We start from the raw sequence: 20,415 nt of genomic DNA on the forward strand, positions 1-20,415 counted from the left end.
TGATTACGAGGGTTCATTAGTGTTAAATATTGCATATTAGTTATTTTTTTGTAAGTAGGTACATTTTTGTAACCATGGATATTTCAACTAAGAAAAGCCTAAAGGGAACGATCGAAGCAGGTGAAGAGTGTCCTGTAGAAATAGCAATAAGAGTCGTCGGTGGGCGCTGGAAATGCCCAATTATTCATCACTTATTGACCGGTACGAAGCGCTTCAATGAGCTTCGTAAGCTTATACCTGCTGCATCCCAGCGCATGTTGACTAAACATCTGCGTGAATTAGAGCAAGACGGGATTGTTCTTCGTAAAGTCTATGCAGAGGTACCGCCGAAAACTGAGTATTCACTGACGGATGTGGGCGAGTCGTTAGAGCCAGTTTTGTGGGCAATGCACGATTGGGCTACTGCGAACTTTGTTTTGGACGCAGATGGCTAAGTTAATTAGAAAATTATTCTAAGAAAGTGGCTTAAACAAGGTTGAATTCGTCTGGACAAGGGTACCAAAAGTATTGAAAATCACCTTTGATTTTTTCGCCAAGACATAATCCTGCGATCAGTAACTCTATAGAACTTGTGCCGGGTTTCAGTTCTGTACCTGAAGTTTGGGCAAGCTAAACATAACATCGATTATGCGAAACAGCGGTCGGGTAGCCTAGGGGGTCGAGCCTGTGACTGCCTTTGTGCATGGTAAATCCGAAGAATAAAAAAAGGTAGTGGGTTACCTTCCAACAAAGGGACGTGATGCGACATCACGCTGATGTCGGTACGCGACCTGATCCACGCTGGTGAGCATCTTAGCGGGGCATTGAGTCAGGAGGGCGCTAATCAGTTCTGCCCGTTATTTGTCATCGTGATGAGTATCATTGTTTTTATGGTTCAACCAATAGGCAAAGCTGATAAGCCCTATCAGCACGAGCCCTAATATCAGCGTAGAAAATTCTATAGTAGTCATGTCTCCTCCTTGTTGTGTCTATAGTTAATTAGACATTAGAGAGATAGATCAGGCCTTAACCGGGTCAACAGGCATTACCGGATATATTGGGGCCGTAGTGTTGCATGTTTAAAGCTGTAGCACTCGACCGTACAAAAGAAGCAACCATTCACTTTTCTAAAATGCTGACGCGCTTCAAGAAGTGCTTCTTGACACGTCACGAACGCCCCTAAGAATATCCGATGATCGCCTGCTGGCAGACAGCTGCACTCAAATGTGTGAATATCATGAGTACCCTCCGACTGTTTGTTTTTGTCGACAAAATAAAGATTCATACAAGTAGTTCGAAATAATCATAAAAGTCATGGTGTGCAAATACTGCCCTACATTTGTACCATGCTCAGCTAAGAGCAGAAACTAGAATGAATGTGTACTTTGTGAATAAAACTCGCCTTTCTAACGGCAGCTATGAAATACATCAGGCTAATTGTAACTACCTTTCGCGACCTCACCGTCGAATTTACCTAGGAGCATTTAGTACCTGCCAACAGGCTGTTGCTGAAGCTAAGAAATATTATGGCAGGGTTAGTGGTTGCCATATTTGTTCTGTATCGTGTAAGGCCAGGTAACCCCAAGCAGGGACGTGATGCTTTTCTTTAGATAGTCTAAAAGCGATCTAAATAAACCATATTTCATCAAATGTAGCTAAAAATTCTTAAAATTCAACATTAGCTAGATGATTGATAGAGCCATAGCTCTGCCTGAAAGTGCACTTATTATGTTACATTAAACCAAGTCGTGCGGTGAGAGCGTGACAGCTAAGGGAGAGAGGGGTGAAACATCTTACAACCTGCAACTTATTAAAAGAGCTGCGCGCTTTCTGTGTGACAAGACAAGAAGGCAGTATGAGTAAAGCGGCGAAAATATTGTATGCCAGTCAGCCAACGATCTCGTTACAAGTAAAAGTACTGGAAGAGGCGTTGAAGGTTAAGCTGTTTCAGCGTCGTGGTCCCCGCTTAACACTGACTACAGAGGGTGAAACACTCTACGACCTTGTAAGCCCGCTAGTTCAAGGCATTGATGGGATAAAGAACAATTTCACCGCACATTATGACAACCTTAGCAGCGGTGAACTGACCATTGCTGCAGAAGCATCCACGATACTCTACCTCTTACAACGATCCCTCCAAACATTCGTTCACGATTATCCAGGGATTAGACTTAAATTAGCCAATGTGACGGGCTACGAGGCTCGTCATTTAATTCTGACGGACAAAGCCGATTTAGCGGTCAGTTCTGTATTAGAGCTCCCAAAAGGGCTGCATGCTTCGCTTTTGGCTTCGTATTCTTTAGTTTTGATCATGCCAAAAAATCATCCTCTTACCGAGTTACCTAAGATTACACTGAATGATATTGGCCGGTATGGGATGATCACACCGTCTTCTGAATATAGCAGCTGTCGTTTGGTGAAAATGGTGTTTGCGTTGAACGGTAGCAGCTATACAGTTGCTCTGGAAGTTGATGGGTGGGAGGCGGCCAAAAAATACGTTCACATTGGCGTTGGGATTTCAATAGTCACTGAAATTTGCATTACAGAATCAGATCGTGAGCAATTCGCCATCGTGAAGTTAGACGAGTTTTTCCCAGCGCGAAGATATGGAATTATTACAAGAGAAACAAGGGCCTTATCAGCACCTGCACAGAAACTCATTGAAATACTCAATGATGAGTACCACGGGCAGCCCTCCAATTAGCGCAACCGGATTGTGCATTCTGAGTGCAGAGTCATTGTTAGTATCTTCGATGGTTTGATTGGGTTAACAGCCTGCTCGTGGGGGATAGCTTTCGGTCAATGATTAACCGTATCGACTACTAAATGCAAACCGTGAGACGAGTGGCACTATCCACTATTTCCAAAAAACCGCTTTGTCGATTGAAGACAAAGCGGTTAAACAGGTATCTAAGACATTAGATAATAATGAACCGCATCGAGGTTAAATCATAATACACAACTCTATTTTGCTATGACTTTAATCGTTAAACGGTCAGTTTGAGTCATCAAATGGTTTTAATGTCGAGAAGCAAACTGAGCCTTAATAAATCAGTGATGCAGAGCGCCGATTAAGATCATACCGGCCTGGTCAGAGCAAGCCTATACTATGACTGAGCGCTCACAACATCACCGTCAGTCGCAGTAGGCACGTCGCCAACATTCAGCTGCCTAAAGTAATTGATAATTTCAGCATCGATTGCTTCGTCTACCTGCTTTTTTGCCACCGCTAGCACAACATCCCGCTTTTCAGCCTGTGGCAGCTTTCTAAATGCCGCCAACTCATCGCCTGATAAGTGCTGTTCGACCGCCTTGATCTCTTGGTTTAATTTAAACTTCATAAAGGGAGAGTGACTCTCCCGACTCACAGACTTTGCTTTTCGTTTCTTCGACATAGCGATGCTAAACGGTCATCAGCGTCATACCAGTACACGCATCTTTAACCAAAATGTGAATCGTTGACAACCCAGTTTCTTGATCTGATTTGTCTAGTCTCATCTCAATAGAAACGCTTTCAGGTGTTTCATCATTCGCTTCGAAAAATGCCAAAATGCGTTCACGCAGTTCTTTTTCTAGCTCTCGCCGATGTGCAGCCAGTACTTCAATCATGAGTTCACTCCTGATAGATCGTTTATTGTATGAATTTATAACAAATAGTTAATGAATGAAAAATGAACATGACCTTAATTAACTACATTTATTAGTTTTTTGTATCAAGGTCAGTAATACGATGAGAGTACATCAATAGTAGATAAAGTAAGGTGTACTTAGGTGAATGGTTTATTTGAGTCGATGGTTGGTTTTTTGTTTTTTACTAACTATTCATGACTTATTTCTATGGTTATTATTCGAATTTTCATTTAAAAATGAACGTTAGCTGAATGAAATTAGCTATTTTCTATGCTATGGTAAATAAAAATAACCCCGAGAGGCAACGGCCCCACAACCAATGCCTCTACTACTAACATGGCCCTTTAGCCCGAGTGTCGTGTAAAAAATCGTAGCGCCTAGCCCCGGCGTCACGAGAGTGTCGAGAATAACCGGCTTCCCCCGAGTCTGGTCTCAAGCACTGCTAAGCCATCGCAAGGACGCGATGGCTTTTTTTTTGCAAAAAAATACCGCCATAAAATGGCGGTAAAAGAAGACCGGAATAGGTCTATGCAATCTAGCAAGTGTTCGGGGGGCGTGAACAAAATTAATGTATTAAAACTAATCAATTTAGTCAATCTGTATTTAGTTCTTTACTTGAAATAATCTCATTGACTCTTCAATTGTTTCATTAGTTGCTCATGCTGAATCTTGAGTGCACCCAGTTTCCCCGCTCAGTGGGCCGCTTTGCGGCTGCCACCAGCAAACTTATTCGCTTCCGACAGCTTGCCTGCAATGTTGAATAAATATAAAGACAGCCAATATGAGGATTAGTCGCCGAGAAATTGGGTAGATCAGTAGGGATTACTGACTGTTTCTTGAAATAAACCCCTATGTGAATTTTTCGGTCACATAGAGTATTATTTAAACCGTGTTTTTTCCGTCGGCTTGACTGGCTAAAACGTTGGTTATCAGCGTCTATAACTGCTTACAGAGCGCTGGCATTCGCCTCAACACACTCAGCCAAAAACGTGGTTAGCTCATTACCTTGTAATTCATCTTCCATCGCTATTTCGTTACATGTCTCTTGAGCGATTTGTAAGGTGCTTTCCTCTAAATTTCCATCACCAGTGTCATAGTCGTTCGCATCGACGCACTCACTAACAAAAGTCGGTAGACCATCATTTGACACCCCACTATCAACACCCAGCTGATGGCAAGTCTCCATAACGTCGTTTAACTCATCTTCACTCATTTCATAAGCGAGAGGAGTTTCATCAGAATCAGTATTCTCTGCATAGGCAAGCACAGAAAAAGAGCAGCATAGCGTCACGCAAAGTAACGCGAAAGAAAGTTTATTTTTCATATTATTAGCTTCCAATATTGTTATATTTTTCAGAGGAAGACTTATACACATAAAATTAGCAACCAGAAAATGAAAAAAAATTGTTGTGACGATCACTATTTTTTCACAAGCAGCGCTTTGTATTCGAAGCGGCAACGAAGGAAGGTATTGATCAGTTAGCACGCTAGTTTATGCCCTCCATGACATGCACTACATCACAAGATAAGTTATATAACTATATAGATGCATAATTACATAAATATATAACTCATAAAATATTCTAAGCCATAAGTCTTGCCAGAAAAGGGGCCGTAGTATTGTCAGTTATTGAAACACTCTAATTATTGTTTTTTTCTCCTCAAAAACTACTACCATTCATCGGCAATAAACCTATAAATCACTGATTTATAATATAATTAGACTGTAGCATACAGAAAGCCGCCAGCATTGGAGGGCTAGTTATTGCTACGGGTTTTTATTATGCGCTTAAAAGATCTAGCGGTCGTCCGTACCGATTTTGAGGGGGCCGACTTCTGGTTATCCCGTCGAGGTTCAATTGAGACAATTGGCCAACCCTCCCGCACTTACTCCCCTTATCACATTGGTGTTAAAGTCGAGAAAACAGAGATTTTGCTACCGGACTATCTGTATTATATGTTCATCCATTGGCATGAAACCGGACGCTGGAAACCACTAGCATATGGATCGCTTGATCTGGTTCAGATTCGTGTTGATGATATCCGCAATATTGAACTCTTAATGAAATAACAAAGGACGGGGCAAAGCCCCGTTCTCTTTTGCAGGTGAGACAATGAAGATTAACGTACCTGGGATGGCCGCGCAGCAACGCTTTATCTTTGAAGCGGCGACGAAGGCCGGTATTGAACAACTAGAAAAAAATCTACAGGCTCCGGTCATCGATGATCTGGAGTTAGACGAGCGTCAATATAGTCATAGCCACTTGTTATCTGAGGATCGCTGGGAACCACCACACCCTGATCTGGTACATGCCTATATTGATCAATTAAAGCGTCACAGCGAGTATACCTCTGATGCAGCCATAGTTCAGTGGCTAGGACTCAAGGGTAACAATGCAGAGCGCCGCTTGCGCTCTTATAAGACCGGAGAAAACAAACCGCCTTATGGGATCTGGCGTAAGATTTTAGTGGCGACGGGCAGGGTGCCTCAAGAGATTGAGCCGGTGATCGCATTTATGCGAGGCAAAGTCGAGGACTGAAAGCACTCAGGTCGTAGTTATCGAACCTCACTATCGATTTAACGGTTGTGGTTGTACTAGGCTGTAAATCACTTTGTGTCTCTGCCCGATTTTAAAAATAGGATGATTCAATCACACTGGTCTTATAGATATGACTTTATGCTCAGTTTGCATGCCTGCCTATTGTAAGGCAAAAAATGCATATTTTGTTTGCATGACTTTACGCCTGCTTGACACACATTAACAGTCACCTAATGCACAATAGCTTAATCGGCTGACGCAACGTCGCTGACTACATCAACTATTTTTGAAGCATATTTAGCTAAGGGATTCATTATGAAACTGTTAAACACAATTGTTCTTTCAACTCTTCTTTCAATTGGCTTGGCTGGTAATGCAATGGCGGCACAAGGACACGACGTTAAAGGTCAGGGTAAAGCGGCAATCAGCAAGGTTGCTGTGAAGTCAGCGAATCATAAAAATATTCAGAAAACTTACCGAGTCACTAGAGGCGATACGCTTTACAGCATTGCTGCTAAAACAAAAGTACCTGTAAGTAAACTGATGAAGCTGAATAACTTGACCAAAAAGAAGGCTAACAACCTGAAAGTAGGTACGATTATTCGCTTATCGTAATCATCTAACTAGCAGCGTTGCGTGCGGCCACGGGAGATATAGAGCATCACCTCTCCCTGGTTGCTAATCACTGTTTCAGGAGTGTAACCGTTACGCACATTGCGGCTATCGCCAAGGAATGACCCATCGGATGCAGACACACAATTTAGTTTATAGCCTTGGGAGTGCTAAGCAGCAGGCTTCTACAGGTTAAGCTATCACTACATCCCCATGGGACACATTGCCTTTCAAATCCTTCACCCTTCCGTGCTAATGCACTTCGCAATCCGTGCGACAACTGCTCAGGAATAAACTACCTTCTAATCGCGGCATACGGGGTAGTACAACCGCTACTAGTGCGGTGTGTTACAGCTTTGTTTCAATCAGCAACTTTATAAGCCTCTTAAAAAGTCGCCGACGTTTTTTAGAACATTCACTTAACTACACATCATTTAAAACAACAATTAGCGGCATTTTGGAGTATCTTGCGTGACTATTAATTAATCAATGAGATCAACAAATGTTCAAATCATTTGGTCCAGGTGTTATCTATGAGTCAGTTATGACTTGCCCTAATTGTAAACATCAGGAAACCGTTACCATGCCTAAAATGCCAGGAGGGCAACTTTACGAATGCACTCGATGCCATACCTTGCTCAGTGAAAAGCCAGGAGATTGCTGTATCTATTGTTCTTACGGCAGCCGAAAGTGCCCACCCATTCAGGACATTCGCTTAAAACTAAAGCACAGCGAATAAACAAATAGAGTGGGAAAGAGGGCACATGAGGCCTCATATGATCGCCCCCCATCAGATATAAAATTTCCCCATTACGCCTATTAAGCGGTTTGGTTATGTTTCATAGCTAGGCTGGACTATCCTGACGTAAATGTGAGTAAATTATCGAAATCCTTGATTACTGACTGAGCCCAATCCAGATAGGCGACTCTCATCTCTGCGTCTATGTAGATCCCCAGCGTTTCCCTACCGGCCAAGTACTGACAACTGTTTTCAATATCCTCATAACACCTGATCGTTTCCGGGTAGATTCCAGCTCGGTAAAGGTTAGACCAAAGTAGTCTTGTACCTTCTTCGATATTGATGCCACGGAAGCTGGCACAAGCAAGCTAGAGGCTTGTCATCAACCAAACGTTCAATATTGTGAAGTGTGCAGGTGCTTTGAGTACAGCGGTATTGGGCAACCGGCACCTTATTCCAAACGATGTTCAAGGTATAGGCCTCGGGATGTAGTGTGTTAAATGCATTTAACAAACCGGCTCCCACAAACTCGCTATCGATGAATTGAACTGTGGCTATCTTCCATCGTGCTGAAGATGATGAGTGACGAGGAGGAGACTGCATACCTTCGAGGTTTCCTGAAACGCTGAGAATATATAGTGACTGGGGGTGACTATCATTATCGCAATTGACAAAGACACCGACAACATCAAATTAAGTGATCATTTTATGATAACGTTGTCATAAATTATAAGCTTATTGTTTCTTATTATTAACGACCAAAGTGAAAAATATTAGAATAACAAAGCTACTCTTATGTCCGACTGTGTGCTATTTTTACTCAAAAATAGAGCAAGCTTAGTTTACTCAAAGCAACTCACACGATGCTTTTTAGGGTGGGTGCTCACTAATAAAAATAAAGGAAGTACGGCAATGGGCATTGTTTACAACTGGGAAGACAGCAACTGGCAAGAAACCAATTCACCGTTTAATCAGACACTTCCCCCTGAGGACCAACTGGATGACGCTGGCTTTTTTGGTTGCATTGAGTCTGGCAATACAGAAGAGGGGATTGGGATAGGGGTGCTCCCACACCGGGATGGTGAGAAATACCTGATAGAGCTTTGGGCATTTGGTTGTTTAGAAGCCCAGCTGATCGTCAACTCACCGCAACAACTATTCAAATGCTTGGCGGAGTTCATGCCACTAGTAAATTCAGGCTGGTCACCTGTGATGCCAAAGGAAAGCAAGGTCTTTAGCTAACCAGGAAACCTTGGGTAGGCACACGGGTAAAGAATTCTGAAAAACTAAAGGGGATTCAATTCATCCCACCTAAGCCTAAACAGCGTCATGAGTCTCTGACAGATCACTATTTGTTCTTGGCAATAGAAGGCCTCTTAATGTCAGAGGCCTTCTGAGCCTTGGCTTATTTTCTTAAGTGGTGCTCACAGTCACCCTGATACCCACCAGCGTCCATGCACTCATTGTATCCCCCCATCGCCAAGCCAGTTGCCGTTAGCCCACTGACAGCAAGCATAAAAATCATTAAATATTTGCGAATCATTGTCTTTCTCCTATTAGATAAAATCACTCATTTATTACGTAAAGCTCAATTGATGAAATATGACTGTTAGCTGTGGCCACGTGGTCTTGGTGTTACGCGACTACCATTGTAGTAGCCCATTGTCTGACTCATGCTGTCCCCGAATGGTTGCTCAAAATTCTTTGGTTTAGTTTCAGTGTTACAACTGTCATCGCAACACCCAGGGCAGGCCATTGCGCTTGGAGATGCCATCACGGCAGATCCAATAGCCGAAGCAAACAGAACCGTTGAAGCTGCTTTTGATAGAAATGAATTTTTCATGAGTTACTCCGTTTCGTTTAAGTGAGTCTGCAATTTAACAAGCTCAGGAATTATGAAAAGAGGAGCTTTTAGCGTCATAACGCAACCTACCTGTCCGTTTCCGACCTATGCATAAGCGCTATCAGCATTAGCCCTATAGGGCTGTTTTCGCCCTATGTACTACCTGACCCGATGTGTTATTTTTACACATAGCGAGGTATTACTATGGAACCAACATTATTAAACAGCTCTGCTGACCTTGAGCACTCAAACGCTGAAGCCTCATCAAGAGTCGTTGAAAAGCTGCTTCAGCTTGCCAAGTGGAGTGACATTTACCCGTACCTGTTAGAGAGCGGATACGTCCCTGCGAGTCAGGGTACAGAGAAACAAGCCAAAAGAGCGCTGGTTGACTTGGACACCTATGTAGTTGCCTTACTTTTGTGCCATAAGTTTTTTGAGGGTGGTGAGCCGTTTACGCTTAGATCACTGTCTATGGCAATGGATGGTGAAGACTTCAATAGCATTAAAGCAATGGAGAAGCGGTTAAGGCTGCTCATTGAAAGACTGGAAAGATTTAATATTATTCGCTTTTACAAGGATACGCATCGCGGCAAACGAGAGTGCTGGAGAATAGAAGCAACCCCGACACTTGTTAACTTTATTGAGACCAGGATTTAGCCATGAAAAAGAAAACCATCAGTGCAATATTACTCATATTAATGGTGAGTGCTATTACCTCAACAACCTATGCTGCGAGCAGTACGGACTCTCTGGCATCGTATCTGAAGAAGAATACTAAACAAGGCTCATCATCGTGACTCGCTGGCTTTGAGAGTCACCTGCAAACATGAAAGCCCGCTGCCTGCGGGCTTTTTAATGGAGAGGCTGAATGGTTCGCTGTTGCTCGTTCTATTAGTTAGTTATATATATATAGATATATAACTACATATCTATATAAATATATATCTTTTGGCACACTGGTATCAGGTGAGTTGCTGGGGAGGCAGACGGGATATCCAGAGTGACATTGATAGCTTCTTCACCGCCTCCGTAAAGAAGCCTTTTAGTCGTAGAGTCATCGTGACCACCACTAATAACTGGAGTGAGCACGCTGATGATGCGCTGAGAGACTAGCACCCGCCCAAAAGATCGACCTTAATGACCTCGAAAACAGCCAGATAGACTGGGCAAAATACCAACCTAACAAACCTGTTGTTCTGAAGCCCCAAAAGACACTCAGGCCACATCAGGAAAAGGCACTGGAACGCGTTACACAAGGGCTTAAAACAGCAGAGCGCGGCAAGCTGGTTATGGCCTGTGGGACGGGTAAAACCTTCACCAGCCTTAAGGTTGCAGAAACCATGGCAGGCGCTGGGAAGCGCGTACTGTTTCTGGTTCCAAGCCTTTCCTTACTTGTCCCAAACTCTAACTGAGTGGACACAAGAGTCTGGCGTCCCTTTGCACAGCTTCGCGGTATGACATCGGCAAGAAGCGCAAAAAAGACGACGACATCGTTCAAACATTCGCACATGAACTGCAGTACCCCGCAACGACCAATGCAGAACGCTTAGCAAAGGAAATGAACGAATGGCATAACCAAGCGCACATGAGCATCGTGTTTTCCACCTATCACTCTCAGCGGCCAAGCAATGACCGGCCACACTTCGTGTGTTATTCAATTAATGATTGGTCAGGTGCTGTCATTTAATCCGACTAGCTCAGTAAAGGCTCCTATGGTGGTTATCAGCAGTTGTATTGCTATTCAGCTTCGGTCGAGGCCAGAGGGGGTATGTTAGCAATAACGTGCCTATAATTCTGTTTTTATGGCATATTTTAACTGATAAAAAATAAACTTATTTATCAGCCACTGAAAATCTATCGGATATGAAGATACTAATGAGCGATAAAAATAATTTAACGAGTTCATTGTTGGTGGCTTTTTTTGTGTTGTCATGCTTGCTGCTAAGCGGTCAATCACAGGCTGCAACACAAATCCTTAATAGCAACGGCGGGCAGTGTGCGTTTGACGGGAGTAATGGGGGGCTTAAGGTTTATGTCGGGGATAACTCGCAATTTCAGGTTGAGCGTTGTTCTGCTAATGGTCTTAACAGTGGTTCAAGACAGTATTATAGTACTAGTGCGATACCTCCTTCGGGCAGTGTATTCAACTCAATATACCTTCGTGTAGGAAGCACTGTTTTTGGTGCGAGTGGCTTGCAGGCTGTAAATACTGCTTGGACAAGTATTTCTAGCAGTGGGGGATCAACGCTCGGTGATGGCTCGGTTATCACCGTTTATAGTGCAGTCACGGGTGGGTTAACGTATACCGTGACACAAACCGTTACCTACATTTTTCCCAATGATTTTTACTCTGTGAAGCTGGATGTAGGCGTGCCAGTAGGAAATACACAAGACGTGAGATTGTACAGTTGGACAGATCTTATGTTAGACGGTAATGACAATGGGACATGCTCACGAATTGCGGCTTTCCCTGAGTATGTCATTGCCGATAATACCGCTGGGACAATGTACGCGGGTTATCGCCAGCGCTCTGTGAGCAATCATTGGGATCGCTATCAATGTGGTAACTATAGTGCTGCTCCGAATACTTATATTGCAGGCACTCAAAGCGGCGACCTACCAAATACCTTAGTCACTACCAATCATGATGTGGGGGCCGCAGTGCAGTGGGATATTGGTAGCGTATCAAATACGACTTTCACGGCAGATTACGACTTTGTTTTTTCGCTCACTGAGCCAACATTGACCAAGCGCTATGGCCCTGATGATGGTGATGTAGATCATACGATGGGGGTTGGAGATACCACAACGTTAACCTTTGATATCACTAATCGTCCTGGAAACCCGGCTCAGGGGCCGTTAAGTTTTACTGAAACTCTACCTCTTAATGTTACCATTGTAGGTACGCCTGCAGCATCTCAATGTGGAGGAACTGTAACCACGGGCACTAGCGGAGGAAGAGGCACCATCACCCTAGCAGGAGGGCAAATGACGGGGGGTACCCAATCATGTACGGTTGTTGCCGATGTAACCTCTGTAACCGCTGGTGTGTACGATGACCCTAGTACAAATATCAGTAATATTAATGAACTCAAGAATATCGCACAGGCTGAGTTAACGGTAACAGCAGCGGTCGAATCTTCCGCTTGTGCGACAGGGGTTGATACCGATGGTGATGGCATCGCCAATGCGTGTGATCTGGATGATGATAATGACGGTATTATCGATAAAAACGAGGGCGTAACTCGCAACTATCAATGGACGACGTGGAATGCATCATCTGGCAATGCAATTACCGGGACGGCATTTGGAATTGGCGTAAGCTATACCTCTTCTCAAACAGTAGAAACTACCTCATCACTGTATCATCATGCCACTGTGCCCTCTGAATATTTGGTTCCTGATTCGACGAGTATTAAGAATACGGTTGCGTCTGATAATACGATTACATTCAGTCAACCGGTTGAGAATCCTTTGTTTGTATTTACCTCTGTGGGTAATCCTTCAACATCTGTTCCTGTGATCTTTAATAAGGATATTCAGGTGCTGTGGGGAACGGGTGAGGCGGGTGGTGCCTACACCGTTGATAGTCTGAGGCAATTTACTGCTAATGAGGGTTTCTTAGTGGTTCGGGTGCCGGGCACTCATTCTAGTGTTAGCTTTCAGTATACAGCCAACGAGAACTATGCAAACTTCACTTTCGGCTACGCTGCAACCACTGCGATAGATAGTGATGGTGATGGAATTGATGATTATCTCGATCTTGATAGTGATAACGATGGTATTCCCGATACCATTGAGGCACAGACAACCGCTTCTTATCTCGTAGCCGTCAATATCGATACGGATAATGATGGTCTGGATAATGCTTTTGACCTAGATGATAACAATACGGCAGAAGCGGCCTCTGCTGGCTTAACTCCGGTTAACACAGATGGGGATACTCAGAATGATATCTTGGACCTTGACAGTGACAACGATGGTTTAACCGATTTAGCGGAAAGTGGGCTGTCGCTACTGGATGCCGATGCTAACGGGAAAACGGATGGAGTCGTTGGTACGAATGGTTTAGATAATGAGGGAGAAGCTGCTGATACCTATGCGGATAATAACGGATCATCCCACGACGGGACTAATTTCCTGTTGGCCGACTTTGATAATGATACGGCAGCCAATGGCAGTGATGCGGTTCCTTTAACTAAGGATCTTAGCTACCGTGATATTGAAAGAGACCGTTCCGATGCGCCTACAAGTTTTGGTGAAGCAACACATTCATTAGTGTCTGGTCTGAAGCTAGGGGTAACGGTTGACTCGGATGGCACGAGTATTGAGAGTAATGATGCGTCGGGCGATGGTAGTGATGATGATGGTGTCTTTACCGATGCAGCATTAACTACTGGTTTTCAGGATGCTTCACTTAATCTTGAGGATTCTGTGACTTTGTATGTGCCAGTGACCGGTAGTGGAAAGCTCTCTGCTTGGATTGACTGGAATGGTGACGGGGACTTTGCCGACTTAGGTGAGCAGATTGCCAATGCCGTTGCTGGGGCTGACGAAACGTTAGCTGTCGTAGTCAATGTGCCATTAAGTGCAACACTTGCTACAGCCTATGCTCGCTTTAGATTCTCCAGTGATACAGCTGCCTCAACACCCACTGGTGCCGCTAGTGATGGTGAAGTTGAGGATTACCAAATCATCATTGCAAATAATGCGGTAGCACCGACGGCACCTGCTATTGCTTATTGTAGCAATACTTGGGTGTTAGATAATGGTGTCTATAGGTCGATAACCAATCAGGGTGTTGTGATTTCTGCGAGTACGACAGCTTCGTCCGGAGCAGCGTGGTCTTTTTCTCCGAATGATGCTTTTAATGAAACGGGTAGCTTTAGTTTGTCAACGTTGAATGGCTCACCATCACTGAGTACGGTATTCACTTGGGATACCTCACCCGAAGATGGCCGCTTAGCCAATGCCGCGACGGATGCGGCGACAGGAACGTTAACATTTGCTTTTGGTGTCCCTGTAAAGAACCCAATCATTCATATCGATCGACAAGGGGGCTACGGTAGTAGTTCGGCCGCAACGCCGATGGGACTGAGTAACTCATCAATCATTACACCGAATACGGCCAACTCTGCCGCAACCTTTACCCGACTTGCAGGCACGACCCATTTTGATGTGACCACCAACACGATTCAGCGTACGCCGAATGAAACCATGCAAGAGACGGGGGTTACAGGATTATCGGGAGTGGATAGCTCGGTCCATACAGCAATGGGCTCCGTGCAAGTGAATGGAACTTATAACAACCTAAGTTTGGATTTTTCAGGTGTTGGCGTCGAAGGTGCTGGTGCAGACGGTATTGAGTTCATCGTGTGTGCAGAGCCTTATGATTATGGTGATGCGCCCACTAACTACGGTGAGGCAACTCACAAAATTCCTGAAACACCTATTGTGTATTTAGGAGATATTGCCCCTGACCATGAGCCACAGATTCAGAATACGGCAAATGGCGGAGCAGATGGCTTGGGTGATGATCAAAATGGCAGCGATGATGAGGATGCTTATGATACGTTACCGGCAATCTGGACGACTCAATCACAGTATCGTTTAAAAGTGGATTGTAGTGATCAAGGGGCTTATGTATCAGGTTGGGTCGATTTTAATCAGAACAATCAATTTGATGCTGGAGAGCGAAACACTGATTATCCGACACGTTGTAATGTGAGCGGCAATGTGACTCTGAACTGGACGGGACTCTCCGGTTTGAGCCCAGGTACTACGTATGCCCGGTTACGTATCGCTTCAGACTCTGTTGAAGCCTCAACCGCAACCGGCACCGCCACCGATGGAGAGGTGGAGGATTATCCTGTCATCATTCAAGCACCGGGAGCTACGCCGGGGGTCTGTGTGGGCGAACCGAGCTGGCTAAATACTAGTGGGCAGTCTGCTGACCCGACATCAAACTGGGCACTAAACTGGGCTGAACGTGGTATTAATGCCAATGTGAGCTTTAGCACTACGATGACGGGTAATAATGCAAAGTGGACAGCGGCTCCTGCAAAAGCATTGACAGAAAGCGCCTTTGCTAATCGGTTTGGTTCACCGGGATATGGGGTGAATTTGAACTACCCTGAGGACCTTAGTGGGGCGGGGGAAACAAGTGCTTACTTCACTTTTGACAAGTCCTTACCCGCCAATACTTATATGGTTATCAGAGATATTGATGCCACCGATGAATCAATCACCTTTTCAGGTAATAACTTGGGGTCGCTACCTGCACCGAGTCTGTGGGAAACACAAAGTCCTTTGAATGCGACTGCGAATAGCCCGAGTCTTTTTGCATCTTGGGATAGTGTGAGTCAGCAAATTGTTACTTTGTCTGATGGCCCAAATAATGATCAGGAAGCGTATGTCTGGCCAGTCACTGGTTTAACCAGTATCCGAGCGACTTATCAAACGTATGCAGGTTCAGCGAATATTGGATTTGTTAGCTGTGTACCCCAAGATTACGGTGATGCACCGGAAAGTTATAAAACCAGCAAAGCCAATGCTGGCCCGCAGCATGGCATCATCAATGGTGTGTATCTGGGATCGAATACGCCAGATGCTGATATTGATGGACAAGCTTCTATCGCGGCTAACGGTGATGGTGCTGATGAAGATGGTATTAGTACGTTGGCTGCACTAACAACATCTGACCGTACTTACAGCGCCACCGTCAAAGCAAGTAATGACACCTCATCTCAAGCGACTTTAACTGCTTGGATTGATTTTGATCGCAATGGCACTTTTGATGCCGACGAAGTGGCGATTCAACCTGTCCCGGCAGGTAGTAACCAAACTAGTTTCACCCTTAACTGGTCTAATATTCCGGTGGATATCCAGACAGGTGACACGTATGTGCGTGTTCGTTTAACCACGGATTCCTTGAATAACCGCGAACCAAACGGCCCTAAGCTGGATGGTGAGGTTGAGGATTACCCAATCACGATCACCACTGCAGGCGTCACGGTGAGTGGTCGTGTGTTTAATGATGCCAATGTGAGTGCGGCGAATGATAGCGGTGAAGTCGGCGTCACTCAGTTGCCGGTCGTGCTGATCAAAATTGAGACAAATCCCGTCAACAATCGCTGTGTGAGTGCGCGGACTGATGGCAATGGTAACTACCGCTTTGAAGATGTGGTTCCAGGGACTTATCAGGTGTATGAAGCCTCTCGCGAGAGTGTGCCGGTTCCTAGAAATTGTAGTATCGCCTCGGCTAAAAATCCGGGTAGTTACCGCTCAACGACTGACAACGTTCGTGCTGAATTTACCGTAACGACCAGTGACATCACCAAGCAAGATTTTGGTGATGTTAAGTTGCCAGTCTTTGAGCCAGACAATAGCGCTCAGATTTTACCGGGCAATGTGCTGTTCTATGCGCACAAGTTCACCACGCGAGCGAAAGGCAGTGTGAGTTTCGCGAGTGCTTCCAGCGGTAATCGCAGCAGCGGTTGGTCGTCGATTCTTTATCGCGATGCAAACTGTGATGGCAAGCTAAACCAAAGCGATGGCACTACACCGATAGGTACCAGCGCAATCTCTGTGAGTGCTTTAGATAACATTTGTGTGATCAATAAAGTCTATGCGCCTGCCAATGTGGCGGCCAATGACCAGTACATTCAGACCATTACGGCGGACTTCAATTATAACAATGCGATTGCGGGTACCTTGGCACTCAAAGTGCAGGATGTGACAGTGGCCCAACAGGTTCAGGCTCCCGCGCTACCGGCAACACCAGCGGTGGTAGCAGCCGATGTGGTTGAGGCTCAGGAAGAACAACCCGCGACATCCGGCACTCCAGCTACTGAAACAACACCCGCAGTGCCTGCAACCCCTTATATTCCTGCCACTGATCCGATACCGGCCCAACCGGCCGTTGCGGCGACACCGGTAACGCCTGCTGTCGGGCCATCTCGATTAGAGTTGCGCAAAACGGTTCAAAATACCACGCAGAATACGGCTGAAACGTCGACGGTAAACCAAGCGGCACCTGGCGATACGCTGAAATATCGGATTTATTACAGTAATACGGGCACTGGGCCGCTGACGGAGTTGATCGTGAACGATAATGCGCAGGCTTATACTGAAATTAAGGCTGGCACCGCTGTGTGTAATACGACGCCCGCTGAAATTACCTCGTGTACGCCGGTGATCAGTGGCGACCGTGTGAGTTGGGAGTTTAACGGACCACTAATGGGGGGGAAGTCTGGTTTTGTAAGTTATGACGTTGTTATTGATGAATAATTAATTCCAAGTTGGGCAAACACTGTTCGATGGCTTTGCTGCTTATTAACTTATAACTTATTAGGTCGCTAGCAGTAGCATGCCTTATGCGTCTACTAGGTCATTTGTTGTAAATAATGGACGGTCAGTCTGATCTAATCGACTTGGTGGACGCTTTGGAGGTTCACATCTATTGAGCTTTAGTACTCTCACTCACGGGCACGAGGGCCAACACGGGAGCCACCCGAAAGTCCTCCGGTGATTGGCGATGTTTTTTGCTGCAACTCAGCATTTACTTGAGCTTGGGCCTGAGCCTTTATAAACATGTTTAAGTTATGCACTGCTTTCGAATTTTCTGCCGGTGTCACTACTCTCATTGCCACTTTAGCGGCATCACTAGACGCTACTTTTTTAGCTGCACCTGTGGCGATAGCATTAGCACTTACGACTTGAGGTAGAGAAACTGAAGCGATAAGAACGATTGGTGCAAGGTAACGAAACATCATAATATCCACCTAATTAATTGCCTTAAACATACGCTTTAAAATAATTTGTATGAATATTAGTCTTTCTGGTTTTTGATTAGTTCAGTACTAGCCCCTCGGTACAAACTCACAATCGTTGCTGCCTGATACTACTCCCCAGTTACTCATGATCTAACTTCAAGACCGACCTGGTGTGTCACGGCAGAGAATTATTTTCACTTGGCTAATACCTGAATTAACCCAATCCGTTAAAACAAATAGTCTGTTTTCAGTTGCTAGTACTTTTGATGGTGGGGGGTTATGAGTATTTAAGGATGGTAAGTGCCTGCTGAGAGAGGTCTACCGGTCTAACTTTTTTCGTGTTGCGCCAGTCCACCCCAATCCTGCGCATCGGAAACCTTCAGGCTCTCAGAGTCGCCTCAGAGACACTACCGTGCTTTATGCGAGGCTTCGCCACGCGCACGGAAGTTGAGGCCATTCTGAGCGCTCTTGCGGTATCCTCTACTTGGCTTTGGTTGCACTTCTGCAACGTCGGCGGGGTAGGGCTGTCGTTCTGTTTGGCTTGCGTCTGCGCCTCCGCGGTGAGGAATATTGTGATTGTTTGTGCCTTGGATGGTGAATTGAGTACTTTATTGTTGATCAAGCCTATTTATCCTTGTAATTTTAATTCCTGCCGTTAAAATTACAAGGATGATTAAAAGACCTCTCGCACACAATAAAATCGAAAAAGCGCTTAAGCGACAGCCTGCTGTTGCAATGATTGGGCCACGCCAAGTTGGAAAAACAACACTGGCAAAGTCAATTGCTCAGAATAGACCTTCAATCTACCTGGACCTTGAACGAGCTGAAGACCGTGCAAAATTAAGTAGCCCGAGAACTTACTTAAAAAGCCATCAAGACAAGTTAGTTGTATTAGATGAAATACATCGAGTACCTGAGTTATTCAATGAGCTGAGAGGGATCATTGATGAAGGACGAGAAAGTGGACATGAGAACGGTCGCTTTTTAATCCTTGGTTCAGCATCTATGGATTTGATGCAACAATCAGAAACGCTGGCTGGTCGAATTGCTTATATTGACCTGCCGCCTTTATTGTATACCGATACACAAGATATTGACCTCAATACCTTATGGCTTCGAGGGGGCTACCCAAGGAGTCTTCTAGCTGCCGATGATGAAGATAGTTTCGATAACCGGCTAGACTTCATCCGTTCATATCTCGATCGTGATGTCCCCATGTTTGCTCCACGGATGTCTGCAACGTCCGTGGGTAACTTATGGACTATGCTAGCTCATGGGCAAGGGGGGCTACTTAACTCATCAAAACTGGCAGGAAACCTTGGTGTTTCAAGCCCTGCCATCAGCCGTTACTTAGACCTTTTAACTGACCTATTGCTGGTTAGACGCTTGCCTCCTTATTTTACCAACACCAAAAAAAGGTTAGTTAAAGCACCAAAAACATATGTGCGGGATAGTGGTTTGGTTCATGCACTTTTAGGTATCGAGTCGCGGGACGAACTGCTAGGGCATCCCGTTGTAGGAAGTAGCTGGGAAGGTTTTGTTATTGAAAATATACTCAGTGCTGCCCCTCGTCGAACACAAGCCAGTTTTTATCGTTCCAGTGCAGGGGCTGAAATCGATCTGGTTTTAAACATGGGGGCCAAACATGGTGTTTGGGCAATTGAAATAAAGCTTTCAGAAGCCCCAAGTACTAGTAAAGGCTTACACTCTGCAATGATCGATATTCAACCTGACAAGACATTTATTGTTTATTCCGGTAATGATCGTTACCCAAAGACAGACAGTATTGAAGTCATCTCTTTGCCAGGATTGTTGGATGAATTACTCGCCTTGCATTGATTATGGTTATGAATCTGGATCTGGATCTGGTTATATTTCCATTTTGAGGAGGCTAAGTGCCTGCTGAGAGTTATCTACCCGTTTAACTTCTTTCGTGTTGCGCCAGCCCACCCCAATCCTGCACACCGGAAACCTTCAGGCCCTCAGAGCCGCCTCAGAGACACTACCGTGCTTTATGCGAGGCTTCGCCACGCGCACGGAAGTTGAGGCCATTCTGAGCGCTCTTGCGGTATCCTCTGCTTGTCTTGGGCTGAGCTTCTGCAACGTCGGCGGGGAGATTCTGTGGGTTCTCCACGCTTGCGTCTGCGCCTCCACGGTAAGGTCGCTTCGCGGGCTCCATGCTTCTCCTGCTTACACGTTCGCTTCATCCCTGCGGGTCTTTGCACTTATCACTTTCCCGTTGGTGCTTTAAAATCGTATTTTTTTGATCCTTTAAGCAAATCTCACTGAACTATTAAA

General features: G+C 45.1%; 20 protein-coding genes. 13 read left to right on the forward strand and 7 right to left on the reverse strand.

Annotated elements, in window-relative coordinates:
• Nucleotides 1–74: 74 nt before the first annotated feature.
• Nucleotides 75–434 (forward strand): winged helix-turn-helix transcriptional regulator, encoded by a 360-nt coding sequence (locus tag LEUMU_RS0123680; RefSeq protein WP_022952431.1) that lies wholly within the window; start codon nucleotides 75–77, stop codon nucleotides 432–434.
• A 1,328-nt stretch (nucleotides 435–1,762) separates the two neighbouring features.
• A complete protein-coding gene (locus LEUMU_RS0123690; protein WP_022954784.1) occupies nucleotides 1,763–2,683 on the forward strand; it encodes a LysR family transcriptional regulator in 921 nt (306 codons plus the stop codon).
• Nucleotides 2,684–3,086: 403 nt separating this feature from the next.
• Here LEUMU_RS0123690 and LEUMU_RS0123695 read toward each other — a convergent pair whose 3' ends face one another.
• The 3 genes from LEUMU_RS0123695 to LEUMU_RS0123705 form a co-directional block, all read right to left on the reverse strand.
• A complete protein-coding gene (locus LEUMU_RS0123695; protein WP_157474562.1) occupies nucleotides 3,087–3,374 on the reverse strand; it encodes a hypothetical protein in 288 nt (95 codons plus the stop codon).
• A 7-nt stretch (nucleotides 3,375–3,381) separates the two neighbouring features.
• The gene (locus LEUMU_RS0123700) at nucleotides 3,382–3,588 is read right to left on the reverse strand and encodes a hypothetical protein (protein WP_022954786.1); all 207 of its coding nucleotides are present in this window, start codon (nucleotides 3,586–3,588) and stop codon (nucleotides 3,382–3,384) included.
• Between the two features lie 967 nt (nucleotides 3,589–4,555).
• Entirely contained in the window at nucleotides 4,556–5,095 is a 540-nt protein-coding gene (locus tag LEUMU_RS0123705) for a hypothetical protein (RefSeq protein WP_157474565.1), read from the reverse strand.
• 297 nt (nucleotides 5,096–5,392) lie between these two features.
• On the opposite strand from LEUMU_RS0123705, the gene LEUMU_RS0123710 reads away from it, so the two are divergent.
• From LEUMU_RS0123710 to LEUMU_RS0123725, 5 genes are all read left to right on the forward strand, one after another.
• Nucleotides 5,393–5,680, forward strand: a complete 288-nt coding sequence (locus LEUMU_RS0123710; RefSeq protein ID WP_022954788.1) for a hypothetical protein — start codon at nucleotides 5,393–5,395, stop codon at nucleotides 5,678–5,680.
• 43 nt (nucleotides 5,681–5,723) lie between these two features.
• Nucleotides 5,724–6,149, forward strand: coding sequence for a hypothetical protein (locus tag LEUMU_RS0123715; protein WP_022954789.1), 426 nt, complete (start codon nucleotides 5,724–5,726; stop codon nucleotides 6,147–6,149).
• A 315-nt stretch (nucleotides 6,150–6,464) separates the two neighbouring features.
• On the forward strand, nucleotides 6,465–6,764 hold the full coding sequence (locus LEUMU_RS0123720; RefSeq protein WP_022954790.1) for a LysM peptidoglycan-binding domain-containing protein: 300 nt from the start codon (nucleotides 6,465–6,467) through the stop codon (nucleotides 6,762–6,764).
• Nucleotides 6,765–7,305: 541 nt separating this feature from the next.
• On the forward strand, nucleotides 7,306–7,500 hold the full coding sequence (locus tag LEUMU_RS29375) for a GDCCVxC domain-containing (seleno)protein (RefSeq protein WP_281169957.1): 195 nt from the start codon (nucleotides 7,306–7,308) through the stop codon (nucleotides 7,498–7,500).
• 912 nt (nucleotides 7,501–8,412) lie between these two features.
• Nucleotides 8,413–8,742 (forward strand): hypothetical protein, encoded by a 330-nt coding sequence (locus tag LEUMU_RS0123725; protein WP_022954791.1) that lies wholly within the window; start codon nucleotides 8,413–8,415, stop codon nucleotides 8,740–8,742.
• A gap of 163 nt (nucleotides 8,743–8,905) precedes the next feature.
• Here the strand turns inward: LEUMU_RS0123725 and LEUMU_RS28905 are convergent, their stop codons facing one another.
• Both LEUMU_RS28905 and LEUMU_RS28910 read right to left on the reverse strand, forming a co-directional pair.
• Nucleotides 8,906–9,043, reverse strand: a complete 138-nt coding sequence (locus LEUMU_RS28905) for a hypothetical protein (RefSeq protein ID WP_022954792.1) — start codon at nucleotides 9,041–9,043, stop codon at nucleotides 8,906–8,908.
• Between the two features lie 66 nt (nucleotides 9,044–9,109).
• Nucleotides 9,110–9,343, reverse strand: a complete 234-nt coding sequence (locus LEUMU_RS28910; RefSeq protein ID WP_157474568.1) for a hypothetical protein — start codon at nucleotides 9,341–9,343, stop codon at nucleotides 9,110–9,112.
• Between the two features lie 204 nt (nucleotides 9,344–9,547).
• On the opposite strand from LEUMU_RS28910, the gene LEUMU_RS0123735 reads away from it, so the two are divergent.
• The 5 genes from LEUMU_RS0123735 to LEUMU_RS0123740 all read left to right on the forward strand — a co-directional run bounded on the left by LEUMU_RS0123735 (nucleotide 9,548) and on the right by LEUMU_RS0123740 (nucleotide 17,632).
• Nucleotides 9,548–10,000, forward strand: coding sequence for a hypothetical protein (locus LEUMU_RS0123735; RefSeq protein ID WP_022954793.1), 453 nt, complete (start codon nucleotides 9,548–9,550; stop codon nucleotides 9,998–10,000).
• A gap of 2 nt (nucleotides 10,001–10,002) precedes the next feature.
• Nucleotides 10,003–10,140, forward strand: coding sequence for a hypothetical protein (locus LEUMU_RS28915; protein WP_157474571.1), 138 nt, complete (start codon nucleotides 10,003–10,005; stop codon nucleotides 10,138–10,140).
• 169 nt (nucleotides 10,141–10,309) lie between these two features.
• Entirely contained in the window at nucleotides 10,310–10,456 is a 147-nt protein-coding gene (locus tag LEUMU_RS29450; RefSeq protein ID WP_211223111.1) for a restriction endonuclease, read from the forward strand.
• An 83-nt stretch (nucleotides 10,457–10,539) separates the two neighbouring features.
• The gene (locus LEUMU_RS29455) at nucleotides 10,540–10,755 is read left to right on the forward strand and encodes a DEAD/DEAH box helicase family protein (protein ID WP_425411610.1); all 216 of its coding nucleotides are present in this window, start codon (nucleotides 10,540–10,542) and stop codon (nucleotides 10,753–10,755) included.
• A gap of 463 nt (nucleotides 10,756–11,218) precedes the next feature.
• The gene (locus tag LEUMU_RS0123740; protein WP_022954794.1) at nucleotides 11,219–17,632 is read left to right on the forward strand and encodes a GEVED domain-containing protein; all 6,414 of its coding nucleotides are present in this window, start codon (nucleotides 11,219–11,221) and stop codon (nucleotides 17,630–17,632) included.
• A gap of 188 nt (nucleotides 17,633–17,820) precedes the next feature.
• On the opposite strand, the gene LEUMU_RS0123745 is transcribed toward LEUMU_RS0123740, so the two are convergent.
• A complete protein-coding gene (locus LEUMU_RS0123745) occupies nucleotides 17,821–18,117 on the reverse strand; it encodes a hypothetical protein (RefSeq protein ID WP_022954795.1) in 297 nt (98 codons plus the stop codon).
• A gap of 669 nt (nucleotides 18,118–18,786) precedes the next feature.
• On the opposite strand from LEUMU_RS0123745, the gene LEUMU_RS0123755 reads away from it, so the two are divergent.
• Nucleotides 18,787–19,956 (forward strand): ATP-binding protein, encoded by a 1,170-nt coding sequence (locus LEUMU_RS0123755; protein WP_022954797.1) that lies wholly within the window; start codon nucleotides 18,787–18,789, stop codon nucleotides 19,954–19,956.
• 163 nt (nucleotides 19,957–20,119) lie between these two features.
• Here LEUMU_RS0123755 and LEUMU_RS28920 read toward each other — a convergent pair whose 3' ends face one another.
• Nucleotides 20,120–20,296, reverse strand: coding sequence for a hypothetical protein (locus LEUMU_RS28920; RefSeq protein WP_022954798.1), 177 nt, complete (start codon nucleotides 20,294–20,296; stop codon nucleotides 20,120–20,122).
• Between the last annotated feature and the right edge of the window lie 119 nt (nucleotides 20,297–20,415).

The organism is Leucothrix mucor DSM 2157 (genome assembly GCF_000419525.1).
Classification (GTDB): Bacteria; Pseudomonadota; Gammaproteobacteria; order Thiotrichales; family Thiotrichaceae; genus Leucothrix; species Leucothrix mucor.